This window comes from Halomonas alimentaria (assembly GCF_009902005.1).
Taxonomy (GTDB): domain Bacteria; phylum Pseudomonadota; class Gammaproteobacteria; order Pseudomonadales; family Halomonadaceae; genus Halomonas; species Halomonas alimentaria.
The window spans coordinates 169,439-185,628 of the sequence record NZ_WUTT01000001.1; the positions used below are offsets into that span (position 1 = coordinate 169,439).

Consider the following 16,190-nt stretch of genomic DNA (forward strand, 5'->3'; position numbering starts at 1 on the left):
ATGACGACTCCTTCCCGGATCCTTCTTCTCGGCCTGCTGGCCGCGCCTCTGGCGGCTCTGTTTTCGGCGCCGGCACTCGCCCAGCAGGAGGGGGCCGAGCGTCTCGCCGAGCGGCTCTCGGTCAACGGCCAGTCGATGCCGGTGCAGAGTGTGCGCGAGGCGCCGATGGAGGGCCTCTTCGAGGTGCGCCTGGAGACCGGTGAGCGCTTCTACAGCGACGCCGAGGGCGAGCACTTCCTGGTCGGCGACCTCTACCGCAATGGCGACCAGGGCCTGGTCAACCTGACCGAGAAGGGCCGCAACACCGAGCGCGCAGCACGACTGGAGCAGGTGCCGGAGTCGGAGAGGGTCATCTTCCGTGGGCCGGAGAGCCGTGCCCAGGTGCTGGTGTTCACCGATACCACCTGCCCCTACTGCCAGCAGCTCCACGAGGAAGTACCTCGGCTCAACGAGCTGGGCATCGAGGTGCACTACCTGGCCTTCCCGCGCAGCGGCATGAATGCACAGGGCGCGCGCACCATGCAGCAGGTGTGGTGTGCCGACAACCCCGCCGAGGCGATGAGTGCCGCCAAGCGCGGCGATTCGCTTTCGGCCTCAGCAGACTGCGACAATCCGGTCGAGTCACAGTATCATCTGGGGCTGGAACTGGGCGTCCAGGGGACGCCGGCTATTGTACTGCCGGACGGTCGTCTGGTGCCGGGCTACGTGCCCGCCGAGCGCCTGGCCGCCATGCTGGGGCTCGAGGAATAAGACGCACGCCATACAACCAACTCGGAAGACGCGAGCAGGAGCAATACATTGAAACCGGTGAGAGTAGGAATCTGTGGGCTGGGGACCGTCGGCGGCGGAACCTTCAACGTGCTGACGCGCAACGCCGATGACATTGCCCGGCGGGCTGGGCGGCCGATTGCCATCGAGCAGGTCGCCTATCGCACCCCCAATCCCGAGTGTGACCTTACCGGCATCAACACCACTGCCGATGTCTTCGAGGTGGCCAGCAATCCGGATGTCGACGTGCTGGTGGAGCTGATCGGTGGCTACGACGTGGCCCGGGAGCTGGTGCTTGCCGCCATCGAGAACGGCAAGCATGTGGTCACTGCCAACAAGGCGCTGATCGCCGTGCACGGCAACGAGATCTTCGCGGCGGCCCACGAGAAGGGCGTGATCGTGGCCTTCGAGGCCGCGGTGGCCGGCGGCATTCCGGTGATCAAGTCGCTGCGCGAGGGACTCGGTGCCAACCGCATCGAGTGGGTGGCCGGCATCATCAACGGTACTGGCAACTACATCCTCACCCACATGCGCGACGAGGGCCGGGCCTTCGACGATGTGCTGGCTGAGGCCCAAGCGCTGGGCTATGCCGAGGCCGACCCGACCTTCGACGTCGAAGGTATCGATGCCGCCCACAAGCTGACCATCCTCGCCTCCATCGCCTACGGCGTGCCGCTGCAGTTCGAAAAGGCCTATACCGAGGGCATCTCCCGGGTCACCGCCGAGGACGTGGAGCAGGCCGACAACCTGGGCTATGTGATCAAGCATCTAGGTATCTCCAAGCGCACCGAGCAGGGCCTGGAGCTGCGCGTGCACCCGACCCTGATCCCCAAGGAGCGGCTGCTGGCCAATGTGCACGGCGTCAAGAACGCCATCGCCGTGATGGGTGACGCCGTAGGCCCGACCCTCTACTACGGCGCCGGTGCCGGCGCCGAGCCCACCGCATCGGCGGTGGTGGCAGACCTGCTCGACGTGGCCCGCGACATCACCACCGATCACCACTACCGGGTGCCCTACCTGGCCTTCAGCGGCATCAGCGAGGACGTCAGCCAGCTGCCGATCATGCCCATGGAGGAGATCACCACCGCCTACTACCTGCGGCTGCTGGCGGTGGATCGTCCCGGCGTGCTGGCGCGGGTGGCCACCATCCTCTCCGAGCAGGGCATCTCCATCGAGGCACTGATCCAGAAGGAGGCCACCGAGGGCGAACTGGTACCGATCATCCTGCTGACCCACCGCACTCGCGAGCAGCACATGAACGAGGCGATTCGCCAGATCGAGTCCATGGCCGATATCGCCGGCCCGGTGACCCGGATTCGCGTCGAGTCCCTGGACGAGCAGGAGTAAGCCATGCGCTATATCAGTACCCGCGGGCAGGCGCCCGCGCTCTCCTTCGAGGAGGTCGTTCTCACCGGCATGGCCAGTGACGGCGGCCTCTACGTACCGGAAGAGGTTCCCACGCTCACCCGTGACGACCTCGCCGCCATGGCCGGGCTCTCCTATGCCGAGATCGCCTTCCGGGTGATGAAGCCCTTCGTCAACGGCGAGATCGACGATGAGACCTTCCGCGGCATCGTCGAGGAGGCCTACGCCACCTTCAGCCACGACGCCGTGGTGCCCCTCAACCAGCTCGATGCCAACCACTTCCTGCTCGAGCTGTTCCACGGCCCGACCCTGGCCTTCAAGGACGTGGCGCTGCAGCTGCTCGGCCGCATCCTCGACCACTTCCTGAAGAAGCGCGGCGAGCGGGCGGTGATCATGGGGGCGACCTCCGGCGACACCGGCTCGGCCGCCATCGAGGGGTGCCGCCACTGCGACAACCTCGACATCTTCATCCTCCACCCCCACAACCGGGTCTCGGAGGTGCAGCGCCGCCAGATGACCACGGTGCTGGCGGACAACGTCTTCAACGTCGCCATCGAGGGCAACTTCGACGACGCCCAGGCGATGGTCAAGGCGAGCTTCGCCGACCAGTCCTTCCTGAATGGCACCCGGCTGGTGGCGGTGAACTCCATCAACTGGGCGCGCATCATGGCCCAGATCGTCTACTACGTGGCCTCCGCCGTGGCGCTGGGTGCGCCGCAGCGCGAGGTGAGCTTCTGCGTGCCCTCGGCCAACTTCGGCAACGTCTTCGCCGGCTACATGGCCTACCGCATGGGGCTGCCGGTGGAGCGCTTCGTGATCGCCACCAACGCCAACGACATCCTGCACCGCACCCTTGCCGCCAACGACTTCTCGAAGCAGGAGCTCAAGGCGACCCTGGCGCCCTCCATGGATATCGTGGTGTCGTCCAACTTCGAGCGCCTGCTGTTCGAGGCCTACGAGCGTGACGGCGCCGCCGTGGCCGAGCTGCTCGAGCGCTTCCAGGCCGAGCCCACGGCCCTGGCGGATGCGCCGCTATCGCGCCTTCGTGAACGCTTCGCCAGCCACAGCGTGGATGATGCCACCATCCTCGAGGTGATCCGCGAGGCGCACCACCGCACCCAGGAGATCCTCGATCCGCACACCGCCACCGGCTACCGCGCTGCGGAGCGCGAGCGGGGTGATGCCGCCGTGCCGATGATCACCCTGGCCACCGCCCACCCGGCCAAGTTCGCCGAGGCTGTGGTCAAGGCGGGCTTCCCGGGCGTGCCGCTGCCGCCACACATGGACGACCTGCTGGAGCGCGAGGAGCGCTACAGCGTGCTGCCGGCGGAGCTTTCTGCCGTCCAGCAGTTCGTCGTCGAGAATCGCCGCTGAGTCTGCCAGCAGTATTCAGCTCCGAGTCTGCATGACGCTCGGGGCTGATCCGGCGACAGACCCCGGAGCGCCGGACCGTCGATGGGGCGCTGTGAACCCTTCCCTGGGCGCTACCGATGCCCTGCTTCGCTCTCGCGTCCTGCTCCGGTTGCAGGACCTGTGCTGGCCATCCATGGCCAGCCCGTTCGAAGCAGTGCTTCTCACCCCTGGCATAGGACCCCCTCTTCGGCCTGTCCCCAGCGCCCCTCGCTATTCCGGCGGCCCTCTCTTGCATGCGGTCATAGACTTGAAACAGAGGAGCCCGGCTTGGACGCAGTGACGGACCCTACCGATCTTAATCAGCGCCTGAGGCCACGCATCCTGCCGCGGCCCCGGGATGCCGCGCTCTATGCTCGCGCCCAGCGCGAGGGGCTCTCCGAGCTCCAGGCCCGGGTGCTGGCCGGGCGCCTGGCGGGCTATCAGGGCGAGCTCGCCCCGCTGGTCTCGCCCAGCCTGCGTCACCTGGCCCACCCCGAGAGGCTCGCCGACGGGCGTCGCGCCGCCGAGCGCATCGCCCAGGCGGTGGTCGATGGCGAGCATATCGGCATCCTCACCGACTACGACGTCGACGGTATCACTTCCCATGTGGTCATCCGGCGCACCCTGCACGAGCTGTTCGGCGTGCCCGAGGCGAAGCTGCACAGCCTGATCGGCCACCGCATCCACGACGGCTACGGCATCAGCCTGCCGCTGGTGGAGCGCACCCTGGCCCTCAAGCCGCGGCCCAGCCTGGTGATCACCGCCGACTGCGGCAGCTCCGATGAGCCGCGCATCGCGCGCCTCGTCGCGGAGGGCATCGAAGTGGTGGTCAGCGACCACCACGCCCTGCCGGTGGAGGGGCCGCCGCCTTCCGCCCATGCCGTGGTCAATCCCACCCGCGATGACTGCGACTACCCCGACCCGACCATCGCCGGCTGCATGGTGGCCTGGCTTACGATGTCGCTGACCCGCTCGGTGCTGATCGAGTGGGGCGTGCTGGGTCGGGAGACACCCAAGCTCTCGCCCTGGCTCTCCTATGTGGCACTGGGCACGGTGGCGGACTGCGTCTCGCTGGGTGGCAGCCCCGCCAACCGGGCGGTGGTGACCCACGGCCTGACCCTGATCAACCGCATGGAGGCCGCCTGCTGGCGGGCCATGGCCCAGCGCCTGGGTGCCGACAGCGTGCCCTTCGATGCCGAGACCCTGGGCTTCCAGATGGGGCCGCGCATCAACGCCCGCTCACGGCTCGATGACCCCTATGCGGCGCTGCACTTCATGCTGGCAGCGGATGACGCCACCGCGGTGCGGCATCTGGAGACGCTGGATCAGGACAACCAGTCGCGCAAGGCGATCGAGGCCGACATGGCCGAGCAGGCGCGGGCACTGGCACTGCCGGCGTTGACCGCCGACGAGCCGGCCATCGTGGTCTATCTCGAGAGCGGCCACGCCGGCGTGCAGGGCATCGTCGCCTCACGGCTGGTGCAGGCCTACGGACGCCCGGCGCTGGTACTGACCCCCGCCGCGACACCGGGCATGCTGACCGGCTCGGGGCGCTCCATCGAGGGGCTGCACCTGCGTGACGCCCTGCAGCGCACCTTCGAGCTGGCGCCCGAGGCGCTGCCACGCTTCGGCGGCCACCGCGGGGCGGCCGGCGTCGGGGTGCCCGTCGAGCAGCTGGATGCCTTCAAGGCGGCCTTCCTCCAGGCGGTGGCCGAGCAACTAGGTGGGGCGGAGCTCTATCCGCGGATCCTCACCGATGGCGACCTTGCCCCCGAGCAGTTGAGCCTCGCGACCCTCGAGGAGCTGCAGGCGCTGGGTCCCTATGGGCGCGAGTTCGATCCACCGCTGTTCCAGGGCGAGTTCATCGTCGAGCGCCTGCGTCCGGTGGGCGCCGATGGCAACCACCTGATGCTGGAGCTCTCGCTGGGCGCGGTGATCCACCGGGCGATCTGGTTCCGGGCGCTGACGCCGGGCGAGGTGCCCGCCTTCGGGGTGGGTGACCGGCTGCGCTGCGCCTACAAGCTCAATCGCAACCGCTGGCGGGGCAGGGAGAACCTGCAGCTGATGGTCGAGCACGCCGAAGTCATATAAGGAGTCAGGCATGGACCCGCAGGAGCTGCCCAAGGACCCCCACTCCCTCCGGGAGGACGCCATGGCGATGCTTGTCGGCACGCTGTTCGTGGCGCTGGGCGTGACCCTCTACACCCAGGCCACGCTGCTCACCGGCAGCACAGCCGGCATGGCCTTCCTGCTGCAGTATGCCAGCGGCTGGCCCTTCGGCGCCTGGTTCTTCCTGATCAACCTGCCGTTCTACTGGCTGGCCATCAAGCGCATGGGGTGGTCGTTCACGCTGCGTACCTTCGCCGCCATCGGCCTGGTGTCGCTGTTCTCGGAGCTCACCGTTCGCTGGATCGACATCGCCGCCGTGGCGCCGCTCTACGGCGCGCTGATGGGCGGCTGCCTGATCGGCATCGGCATGCTGATCCTGTTTCGCCACCGCGCCAGCCTCGGCGGGGTGAATATCCTGGTGCTATACCTGCAGGACCGCTTCGGACTGCGCGCCGGCTATGTGCAGCTGGCCATCGACGGCGCCATCATGCTGGTCGGCCTGGCGCTGCTGCCGGTCGACCGAATCGGCCTCTCGGTGCTCGGTGCGGTGGCCCTCAACCTGATCATCGCGCTGAACCACAAGCCCGGGCGCTACATGGGGGTGAGCTGAGCCGGTACCCGGCTCAGCGCTTGCCCCAGAACCACCAGGCGATCAGGCCAATCAGGGCGAGTCCTGCCAGATTGATGATCCAGCTCATCGCTTGGCCTCCTTGTGCTGGTTGTCGACCTCATCGCTGCCCCCGGCCTCGCCGGAGGGGCGGAACAGGCGCAGGCGGTTGGCGTTGCTCACCACGGTGATCGAGGAGAGCGACATCGCCGCCCCGGCGATCATCGGCGACAGCAGGGTGCCGGTGATGGGGAAGAGCACACCCGCGGCGATGGGAATGCCCAGGGTGTTGTAGCCGAAGGCGCCCACCAGGTTCTGCTTGATGTTGGTCAGCGTGGCGCGGCTGATCTCGATGGCCGCGGCCACGCCGTGCAGCGAGCCGCGCACCAGGGTGATGCCGGCACTCTCGATGGCCACGTCGGTGCCCTGGCCGATGGCGAAGCCGACGTCGGCCCGGGCCAGTGCCGGAGCGTCGTTGATGCCGTCGCCGACCATGCCGACCACCTCACCCTCGCCCTGCAGGCGCTCGATCTCGGCGTGCTTGTCCTCGGGCAGCAGACCGGCGCGGAAGTCGTCGATGCCCACCTCCCGGGCGATGGCGGAGGCGGTGTGCTCGTTGTCGCCGGTCAGCATCACCACCTTGAGGCCATCGGCCTGCAGGCGCTTCACCGCCGCCACGGTGTCGTGGCGCAGCGGGTCGCTGATGCCGAACAGCGCGGCCAGCCGGCCATCCACGGCCAGATAGACCACGGTGCGCGCCTTCTCCTCCAGTTCACCGGCCTTCTCCCTGCCGCTGGCCAGGTCGACGCCGGCCTCCTCCAGCAGGCGGGCGTTGCCCAGCAGCAGCGCGCGGCCGTCGGCGGTCTCGGCCTTTACGCCGCCGCCGGTCACGCTGTCGAAATTCCGGATATCGGCGGGCTCGGCGTCGCCCTCCTCGGCGTGAGCCATCAGAGCCGCAGCCAGCGGGTGCTCGGAGCCACGCTCCAGGGCCGCCACCAGCGCGAGCACCTGGGGCTCTTCCCCTTCAAGGATCTCGGCTTCGGTCACGCTCGGCTTGCCCTCGGTCAGGGTGCCGGTCTTGTCCACCACCAGGGTGGTGAGCTTGCTGGCGGTCTGCAGGGCGTCGCCGCTTCTCACCAGTACGCCGTGCTCGGCGGCCTTGCCCACCCCGATCATGGTGGAGATCGGCGTGGCCAGGCCCAGGGCGCAGGGGCAGGCGATGATCAGCACCGTGGTGGCGGTCACCAGCATGTGCAGCACCCGTGGCTCGGGGCCGAGGTTGTACCAGACCAGCGCGGTGAGCACGGCGATGATCATCACCGAGGGCACGAAGATGCTCGAGACCTTGTCGGCCAGCGCCCCGATGGGCGGCCGTGAGTTCTGAGCGCTGGCCACCTGTTCGGTGATGCGGCCCAGGCGGGTATCGGCGCCGACTCGGGTGGCACGGTAGACCAGCGAGCCCTTGCCGTTGACGGTCCCCGCGCTGACCTCGTCACCCTCGCCCTTGGTCACCGGCAGGGGTTCGCCGGTAAGCATCGATTCGTCGATATGGCTCTGCCCCTCGGTCACCTCGCCATCCACCGGCAGGCGCTCGCCGGGACGCGCGCGGATATGGTCCCCCTCACGCACCTCGTCGATCTCGACCTCGCGCTCCTCGCCGTCACGGATCACCCGGGCCGTGCGGCTCTGCAGGTCGAGCAGGCGCCTGAGGGCGTCGCTGGTGCGGCCCCGGGCGCGCAGCTCCAGGGCGTTGCCCAGCAGCACCAGGCCGATGATCATCGACGAGGCCTCGAAGTAGATGCCGCGGGCCATCTCGGGCAGCCAGGGGGCGAAGGCCACCACCGCCATGGAGTAGGCCCAGGCGGTGCCGGTGCCCATGGCGATCAGGGTGTCCATGTTGGCCTGGTGATGACGGAAGTTCTTCCAGGCGTTGACGAAGAAGTGCCGCCCGGGGAAGGCCATCACGGCGAGAGTCAGCGCCCCGACCACCAGCCAGAAGAGCCGGCCCGCGCCTTCCGGATGGGGGGGGTAGACGAACATGCCGACCATCAGCGGGATGGCCAGGGCCAGCGACCAGAAGCTGCCCTTGAGGCGGCGACGATACTCCCGCGCATCGCGATCGGCGCGGGCCGCCTCGGCCTGGCGCAGGTCGTGGATCGGCTCGGCGCCATAGCCCACCGCCTCCACGGCCTCGATCAGGGCCTCCTCGTCGGCGCTGCCCTGCACCTGGGCGTTGTGGGTGCCGAAGTTGACCGTGGCGGAGACCACCCCCGGGGTGCGCTCCAGCGCCTGCTGGACGCTCTTCACGCAGCTGGCGCAGGTCATGCCGCCGATGGAGAGGCGATGGGTGGTGGCGCGCTCACCGGTGGGCGATTCCCGGGGTGCCTCGCTCGGGGCCTCTGTGGCGGGAACGGCTTCCTCCTGTTCGTCATCCATGGCGGCCTGCTGCTCCTCTCCCGGCGGATAGCCGGCCTCGTCCAGCAGGCGGTCCAGTGTCTCGTCATCCAGCCGGGTGGTCACGGTGAGGCGTTTCTCCGCCGGCTCGCCAACCACCTCGGCGTCGGCATCCTCGGCCTGGATCGCCTCGCGCATGCGTCTCACGCAGCCCTGACAGCTCATGCCGGGCACCTGGCGCTCGCGACGCAGCGGACGATCCGCCGGCGGGTAGCCGGCGTCCTGCAGCGTGCGGTCGAGCCTCGCGTCGTCGAGGGTGGAGGTGACGGTGAGACGCTTGTCGTCCGGAGCACCCATGACCTCGGCCTGCGGGTCCTCGGCCTGGATCGCCTCGCGCATGCGCTTCACGCAACCCTGGCAGTTCATGCCGGGAACGCGGCGTTCGAGGGTGGCGTTCATGGCGTCTCCTTGTTGGGCCTGTGTGAAGAGGGGGTGGCGTGGGTGTGGAGCGGCTCGGGGAAGCTCTCGATCAGGCGGCACAGGCTGTGGCCGTCCGGGGTGCCGTCAGGCATCTCGGCCCAGGCGTCCAGCGCCCGCTCCATGCGCTCGGCCAGGGCCTGCAGCTCGGAGATCCGCTCGCGGATCTGCGGCAGCCGGCTGGCCAGCAGGTCGCGAACCATGGGGCAGGGCGAGTCGCCGTGGTCGGCGTGGTCGAGAATCTCGCGGATCTCGGCGACGCCGAAGCCCAGGGTGCGGGCGCGCTGGATGAAGCGCAGCCGTTCCAGGTCGTCCTGGGTGAACAGCTGGTAGCCGTTGTCGGGATGGCGCTCGGGGTGCAGAAGACCCTCCCGCACATAGTGGCGTACGGTCTCGGCGGTGACGCCGGCACCCCTTGCCAGTTCACTGACCTTCATGGGATCGCCTCTCGGGATTGGCATGCCTGTAGTGTAAAACCCTTGTGTTACCCAAAGGTCAAGGCATTCACAGGCTGCCGGAATGTGCCGATTCGTTACGGGACCGGTGAGAGGTAACTCCATGAAAGTTCATGACTTCAAACAACTGTGCGACCAAAGTATTAGCGTTTTCAGCATTAAAACGCTCGTTTGGGGTTGAAACGCTCGTTGGCATACGCGAAAAGGGAGGGGCACGCGCCAGCCTCCGCGAGAGGCTACGCCGGCGCCAACGTCATAACAGCACCGCAAGGGATGGATCCATGAAGAACAAGTTCAACCGCCTGACCCTCGCCGCCGCCGTGGCGGCTGCCGCCTTCGCCAGCCAGGCCCAGGCCGGCGGCTACCAGATCAACGAGCAGAGCGTCAGTGGCCAAGGCTATGGCCACGCCGGGCGCAGCTCCAATGTCAACGACGCCACCATCGTCTTCGGCAACCCGGCGGGGATGTCGTTCCTGGACCGGGCTCAGGTATCGGCGGGTGGTACCTATTTGAATGTTAAGACCGAAATCAAGAACGTTCAGGCTCAAAAAATGCTGGATGCTGGTGTCGCTCAGGGGGGCGCGCCTGCAGGTATGCAGGTGCCAGTAGGCGAGATTCCGGGAGGCAATGATGGCGATATGGTGCCCGGCACACTGGTTCCCTATGCGTTCTATGCCCAGCCATTGACTGACAAGCTGGCCTTCGGGTTTGGTGTCTATGCGCCCTTCGGCTCCAAGACCGATTACGAGGATGATTTCCAGGGTCGCTACTTTGGCAACTATACTGAAGTGACGGTGATGAGCGCACAACCGACGGTTTCTTATCGCTTCAATGATAAGTGGTCTGTCGGTGCTGGCATCACCTATAACCAGGTGGAGGGCGAACTTCGCCGTCAACTGCCGAGCAGTGCCGCTTATGATCCTGCCGGCGATATTGACTCACGTGTCGATGGCGACGATGACGGCTGGGGTTATAACCTCGGGGTGATCTATCAACCGGTTCCGGAGACCACGTTGGGCCTCACCTATCGCTCCAAGGTGGATTACACTCTGACCGGTGATTTTCGTGCCTATGATCCGATGGGGAATGTGGTTCGCGCCGATGATGCCAACCTTGATCTGACTACGCCGGAAACCGCCAACTTCTCCATTACTCAGCAGATGACAGACCGCCTCAAGCTGATGTTTGGTGCCTCCTGGACACGTTGGAGCCAGTTCGACCAGATTCTGGTGGTCAATAATCAGGGTGAGCAGATCACAAAGGAGACACAGAACTACTCGAATGCCTGGGCATTCGCCGTCGGTGGCGAATATCAGCTCAATCACCAGTTGGCACTTCGTGCGGGTCTCTCCATCGATAACTCGCCGACCAACGACGAGTATCGCAGCGTGCGTATCCCGTCTGATGACCGCCGTATCTTTTCACTGGGTGCTGGTTGGACACCTACTGACAACCTGACACTGGACTTCGCGTACTCTTATCTAACTGAGCGCGGCACACATGTCGAGCAGGATCGTGCCGACTTGTTGGCCAGTCAGCAAACTGGTGGCGTTCCGGTTGGTGGTGCCACCTACTCTGCCGACTACAAGAACGAGGCCCATGGCTTCGGCGCTCAGCTGACCTACCGCTTCTGAGCGGCAGCCAGCACGGCGTATCCAGGGAACCCGGCTGCGGCCGGGTTCCCTGCGCTAGGGGCCGGGAGGGCGCGGCGAGTGGATGCGACTCGGCGCGGCTTTCGCTACAATGGATGTCTTTTCCGTGCCGCCGCGGCGCCGGCCTCTCGCCGGTGCCGCGGCGGCCGTACGTCCACCGCAGATTCAGGCGAGACGCCCCATGCTGGAAACCAACCCGATTCACAACCTCATCAAGGACCTGTCTGAGCGGACAGATGTCCTGAGGGGGTATCTTTGACTATGCCGAGAAGAAGGATCGGCTAGAGGAAGTCACCCGCGAGCTCGAGGATCCCAACGTCTGGAATGATCCGGACTATGCCCAGAAGCTGGGCAAGGAGCGGGCCTCCCTGGAGCTTATCGTCGCCACCATCGACGAGCTGGACCAGGGCCTCGGCGACAGCCGCGACCTGCTGGAACTGGCCGAGATGGAGGAGGACGAGGGCACCGTCGCCGAGGTGGAGAAGGAACTGGAGGGCTTCAGGGCGAGCCTCGAGAAGCTCGAGTTCCGGCGCATGTTCTCCGGCGAGATGGACGAGAACAACGCCTACCTCGACATCCAGGCGGGCTCCGGCGGCACCGAGGCTCAGGACTGGGCCAACATGCTGCTGCGCATGTACCTGCGCTGGGCCGAGCACCACGGCTTCAAGGCGGAGATCACCGAGCTCTCCGCCGGCGAGGTGGCGGGCATCAAGTCGGCCTCCCTGCATATCCAGGGCGACCACGCCTTCGGTTGGCTGCGCACCGAGACTGGCGTGCACCGCCTGGTACGCAAGAGTCCCTTCGACTCCGGTGGCCGCCGCCATACCTCGTTCGCCTCGGTGTTCCTGTCACCGGAGATCGACGACAGCTTCGAGGTGGAGATCAATCCCTCGGACCTGCGGGTCGATACCTACCGCTCCAGTGGTGCCGGCGGCCAGCACGTCAACACCACCGACTCGGCGGTGCGCATCACCCACGAGCCCACCGGTATCGTGGTGGCCTGCCAGAGCCAGCGCAGTCAGCACGCCAACCGCGACTTCGCCATGAAGCAGCTCAAGGCGAGGCTGTGGGAGCACGAGATGGAGAAGCGCAACGCCGCCAAGCAGGAGGCCGAGGACTCCAAGTCGGACATCGGCTGGGGCAGCCAGATCCGCTCCTACGTGCTGGATGACCAGCGTATCAAGGACCTGCGCACCGGCGTGCAGACCAGCAACTGTGACAAGGTGCTGGATGGTGATTTAGACCAGTTTATCGTCGCCAGCCTAAAGCAAGGATTGTAGCGAAATGGCCAACGAGAGCCCCACCCCGGACAGCCCCCAGAACGACGAGAACCGCCTGATCGCCGAGCGTCGCGCGAAGCTGGCGGCGCGCCGCGAGCGGGCCGCCGCGCAAGGCGAGAGCGCCTTTCCCAACCACTTCCGTCGTGACAGCCATGCCGCCGAGCTCAACGCGGCGCTGGGCGACAAGGACAAGGCCGAGCTCGAGGCGTTGAACCGTCAGGCCGGCGTGGCCGGGCGCATCATGCGCAAGCGTGGCCCCTTCATCGTCATCCAGGACGTCAGCGGCCAGATCCAGCTCTATGTCGACAAGAAGGGGCTGCCCGCCGAGACCCTCGAGGAGATCAAGGGCTGGGATATCGGCGATATCGTCGCGGGGCGTGGCCCGGTGCACAAGTCGGGCAAGGGCGACCTCTACGTGATGATGGAGGATGCGGTGCTGCTCACCAAGAGCCTGCGTCCGCTGCCCGACAAGTTCCACGGCCTCACCGACATGGAAGCGCGCTACCGTCAGCGCTATGTGGACCTGATCATGAACCCCGACTCGCGTCAGGTGTTCGAGACCCGTGCCGGAGTGATCAGCGCCATGCGCCGCTTCTTCGAGGCGCGCGGCTTCATGGAGGTTGAAACCCCCATGCTGCAGGCGATTCCCGGCGGCGCCACGGCGCGCCCCTTCGTCACCCACCACAATGCGCTGGACCAGGACATGTACCTGCGCATCGCACCGGAGCTCTATCTCAAGCGCCTGGTGGTGGGCGGCTTCGAGAAGGTCTTCGAGATCAACCGCAACTTCCGCAACGAGGGGCTCTCCACGCGTCACAACCCCGAGTTCACCATGATCGAGTTCTATCAGGCCTACGCGGACTACCATGACCTGATGGACCTCACCGAGGAGATGCTGCGCACCCTGACTCGCGAGGTGCTGGGCACCACCACCGTGGTCAACACCGTGCGCAACCGCGACGGCGAGGTGCTGGAGCATTTCGAGTACGACTTCGGCCAGCCGCTGCGCCGTCTGACCGTGTTCGACTCGATTCTCGAATATAACCCCGAGATCCATGCCGATGCGCTGGCCGATGAGGCCGCGGCGCGCCAGATCGCCGAGCGTCTGGATATCGACGTCAAGGATGGCTGGGGCCTGGGCAAGATCCAGATCGAGATCTTCGAGAAGACCGTGGAGCATCGCCTGCAGCAGCCCACCTTCATCACCGAGTACCCCACCGAGGTCAGCCCGCTGGCGCGCCGCAAGGACGCCAATCCCTTCGTCACCGAGCGGTTCGAGTTCTTCGTCGGCGGCCGCGAGATCGCCAACGGCTTCTCTGAGCTCAACGATGCCGAGGATCAGGCCGAGCGCTTCCGCGAACAGGTAGCGGAGAAGGAGGCCGGCGACGACGAGGCGATGTACTACGATGCCGACTATGTGCGCGCGCTCGAGTATGGCCTGCCGCCCACCGCCGGCGAGGGCATTGGTATCGACCGCCTGGTGATGCTGCTCACCGACAGCGCCTCGATCCGCGATGTCCTGCTGTTCCCGGCCATGCGGCCCGAGGTGGACTGACATTTGCGTCGATGGCGGAAGCGCTCGGGGCTGATCCGGGGGTAGGCCTCCGAGGAGGCGCTGTGAACCCCTCCCTGGGCGCTACCGACGCCATCCCTGGCGTAGGACCTCCTCTTCGGCCTACCCCCGGCGCTCCCTCGCGCATGGGCAACAGCGGCTGTCCTGGTCTGTAAGAGGGAAGCATTGGTAAACACTGCAGACAGCGCCCATAATGGCGGTCGTTTCGACGTCGAGGAGACCACCATGAAACTGCTCAATCGCTCTGCCCTGAGCGTCCGCCCGACCCAGCACTTCGTGGACTGGATCAACGGGCTCGAGCCCACCCTCGGCGACGACGACCTGACGCTGGCCGACGTCGAGCGCGAGAGCACCGTCTACCTGATTCCCGAGATGGACACCCCGGAGGCCCTGCAGGGCTTCGTGCGCGAGCGCTATCTCGAGATCCTCGAGACCGAGCTGCGCGCCTGGGAAGAGGACGAGCGGCAGTGGCCCGAGACCATCGACTGGTCGCTGTTCCAGCGCTTCCTGCAGCTCGAGCACAGCTATCTGGCCATCGACCTCGACAACGAGGCGGCACTGGAGATCTCTGAGATCGACGACAGCCTGCTGCTGGAGACCGATCAGGACTGACGGTCGACTCGCAGTATCCAGGAGAAACCGGCTTCGGCCGGTTTCTTTTTTGACGAACCCCGACGGAACATGGAATGAGTCGACTCTTCGAGACGCGCCCCGGCGACGATGGCCTGCCGGGACCCGAGCGGCGCCTGGCCGTGCTGGCGCTGATCCTGGGTACCCTGATGGCGGTGGTGGACACCACCATGGTCAATATCGCGTTGCCCTCCATCGCCAGGAGCCTCGAGGTCTCCGCCTCCCGGGTGGTGTGGGTCACCAACCTCTTCCAGGTCAGTTGTGCCGCCTTCCTGCTGGTATTCGCCGCCTTGAGCGAGCTGCTCAGCCGGCGTCGACTCTACGTGGCCGGCGTCGCGGTCTTCGCCCTGGCGGCACTGGGCAGTGCGCTCTCGACCAGCCTCGAGTCACTGCTGCTGTTCCGGGCCCTGCAGGGGCTGGGGGCGGCGGCGACCCTCTCCATCGGCCCCTCGATCTACCGACAGATCTTTCCCACGCGGCTGCTGGGCAGTGCCCTGGGGCTCTCCGCCATGGTGGTGGCGGGCGGCTATGCCGCCGGCCCGGCCATCGGCGGGCTGCTGCTCTCGGTGGCCGACTGGCCCTGGCTGTTCGCCCTGCATCTGCCGCTGGGTGGGGTGGCGGTGGTGCTGGCCTGGCGGGCGCTGCCCCGCGAGTCGGCACGTCCCGGCGGCTTCGACTGGCAGGGGGCGCTGCTCTCGGTGGCCATGCTCGGCGGCTTCTTCGTTGCCATGGATGGCCTCGGGCATGGCATGCCGGTCTGGGCGCTGGTGGCGTGGCTGGGCAGCAGCCTGGTCGCGGCGCTGCTGTTCCTGCGTCGCCAGCGGCGTGCCACCCATCCGCTGCTGCCGCTGGCGATCTTCGCCGAGCGGCGCTTCAGCCTGGCGCTGGCCGCCCAGGGCAGCGCCTTCGTGGGCCAGGGGCTCGCCTTCGTGGCACTCTCCTTCCTGTTCCAGCAGCAGATGGGCTTCTCGCCCTTGGAGACCGCCTGGCTGTTCACTCCCTGGCCGCTGGCGATCATGCTGGTGGGGCCGCTGGCGGGCCGGCTGGCTGACCGGATGAACCCGACTCTGCTGGCCTCGCTGGGCCTGACCCTGCTGATGGTCGGCCTCGCCGCGCTGGCCCGGCTAGATGCCGAGGCCGGGGTGGTCGAGGTGTTGTGGCGCATGGCGCTGTGCGGGCTGGGCTTCGGGCTCTTCCAGCCGCCCAACAACCGCGAACTCATCGGCAGCGTGCCCGCCGCGCGCAGTGCCAATGCCTCCGGGGCCATGAGCACCTCGCGCACCGTGGGGCAGTCGCTGGGGGTGGCCCTGGTGGGTGCCTTCCTGGCCGCCGGCGTGGCGGTGCAGGCGACGCTGTGGCTGGGCGCGCTGACCACCCTGATCGCCTTGCTGTTCAGCCTGCTGCGGGTCCCGCTTGCCGCCGCCCGGGGCGAGTAGCGACGAGCGCGCGCGACCCAGGCGCATCGTTCGCGCCGCCGATAGCGAGTAC

At 66.9% G+C, this 16,190-nt stretch carries 12 protein-coding genes; 10 read left to right on the plus strand and 2 right to left on the minus strand.

Features of this window, described 5'->3' with window-relative positions; translation table 11 throughout:
- The 5 genes from GRB96_RS00835 (at position 1) to GRB96_RS00855 (ending at position 6,244) form a co-directional block, all read left to right on the plus strand.
- Positions 1 to 750: a DsbC family protein gene (locus tag GRB96_RS00835; RefSeq protein WP_161430008.1), complete on the plus strand. Its 750-nt coding sequence runs from the start codon at positions 1 to 3 to the stop codon at positions 748 to 750.
- Between the two features lie 48 nt (positions 751 to 798).
- Positions 799 to 2,115, plus strand: a complete 1,317-nt coding sequence (locus GRB96_RS00840; protein ID WP_161430009.1) for a homoserine dehydrogenase — start codon at positions 799 to 801, stop codon at positions 2,113 to 2,115.
- A gap of 3 nt (positions 2,116 to 2,118) precedes the next feature.
- Positions 2,119 to 3,507, plus strand: a complete 1,389-nt coding sequence (gene thrC, locus GRB96_RS00845; protein ID WP_161430010.1) for a threonine synthase — start codon at positions 2,119 to 2,121, stop codon at positions 3,505 to 3,507.
- 315 nt (positions 3,508 to 3,822) lie between these two features.
- Entirely contained in the window at positions 3,823 to 5,616 is a 1,794-nt protein-coding gene (locus GRB96_RS00850; protein WP_420841778.1) for a single-stranded-DNA-specific exonuclease RecJ, read from the plus strand.
- Positions 5,617 to 5,626: 10 nt separating this feature from the next.
- Positions 5,627 to 6,244: a YitT family protein gene (locus GRB96_RS00855; protein ID WP_161430012.1), complete on the plus strand. Its 618-nt coding sequence runs from the start codon at positions 5,627 to 5,629 to the stop codon at positions 6,242 to 6,244.
- Between the two features lie 84 nt (positions 6,245 to 6,328).
- Here the strand turns inward: GRB96_RS00855 and GRB96_RS00860 are convergent, their stop codons facing one another.
- Both GRB96_RS00860 and GRB96_RS00865 read right to left on the minus strand, forming a co-directional pair.
- Positions 6,329 to 9,094: a heavy metal translocating P-type ATPase gene (locus tag GRB96_RS00860; protein ID WP_161430013.1), complete on the minus strand. Its 2,766-nt coding sequence runs from the start codon at positions 9,092 to 9,094 to the stop codon at positions 6,329 to 6,331.
- Positions 9,091 to 9,549 (minus strand): MerR family transcriptional regulator, encoded by a 459-nt coding sequence (locus tag GRB96_RS00865; protein ID WP_161430014.1) that lies wholly within the window; start codon positions 9,547 to 9,549, stop codon positions 9,091 to 9,093. The genes GRB96_RS00860 and GRB96_RS00865 overlap by 4 nt, the downstream gene beginning before the upstream one ends.
- A gap of 299 nt (positions 9,550 to 9,848) precedes the next feature.
- On the opposite strand from GRB96_RS00865, the gene GRB96_RS00870 reads away from it, so the two are divergent.
- From GRB96_RS00870 to GRB96_RS00890, 5 genes are all read left to right on the plus strand, one after another.
- A complete protein-coding gene (locus tag GRB96_RS00870) occupies positions 9,849 to 11,201 on the plus strand; it encodes an OmpP1/FadL family transporter (protein WP_161430015.1) in 1,353 nt (450 codons plus the stop codon).
- 199 nt (positions 11,202 to 11,400) lie between these two features.
- Positions 11,401 to 12,499 (plus strand): peptide chain release factor 2 gene (gene prfB, locus GRB96_RS00875; RefSeq protein WP_143004396.1). Its coding sequence is split into 2 segments (ribosomal slippage): positions 11,401 to 11,475 and positions 11,477 to 12,499, totalling 1,098 coding nucleotides; the frame shifts between segments, so codons are not numbered across the junction.
- A 4-nt stretch (positions 12,500 to 12,503) separates the two neighbouring features.
- Entirely contained in the window at positions 12,504 to 14,054 is a 1,551-nt protein-coding gene (gene lysS, locus GRB96_RS00880; protein WP_161430016.1) for a lysine--tRNA ligase, read from the plus strand.
- A gap of 243 nt (positions 14,055 to 14,297) precedes the next feature.
- Positions 14,298 to 14,684 (plus strand): hypothetical protein, encoded by a 387-nt coding sequence (locus GRB96_RS00885; RefSeq protein ID WP_161430017.1) that lies wholly within the window; start codon positions 14,298 to 14,300, stop codon positions 14,682 to 14,684.
- Positions 14,685 to 14,758: 74 nt separating this feature from the next.
- Positions 14,759 to 16,138, plus strand: a complete 1,380-nt coding sequence (locus GRB96_RS00890) for an MFS transporter (RefSeq protein WP_161430018.1) — start codon at positions 14,759 to 14,761, stop codon at positions 16,136 to 16,138.
- Positions 16,139 to 16,190: the final 52 nt, after the last annotated feature.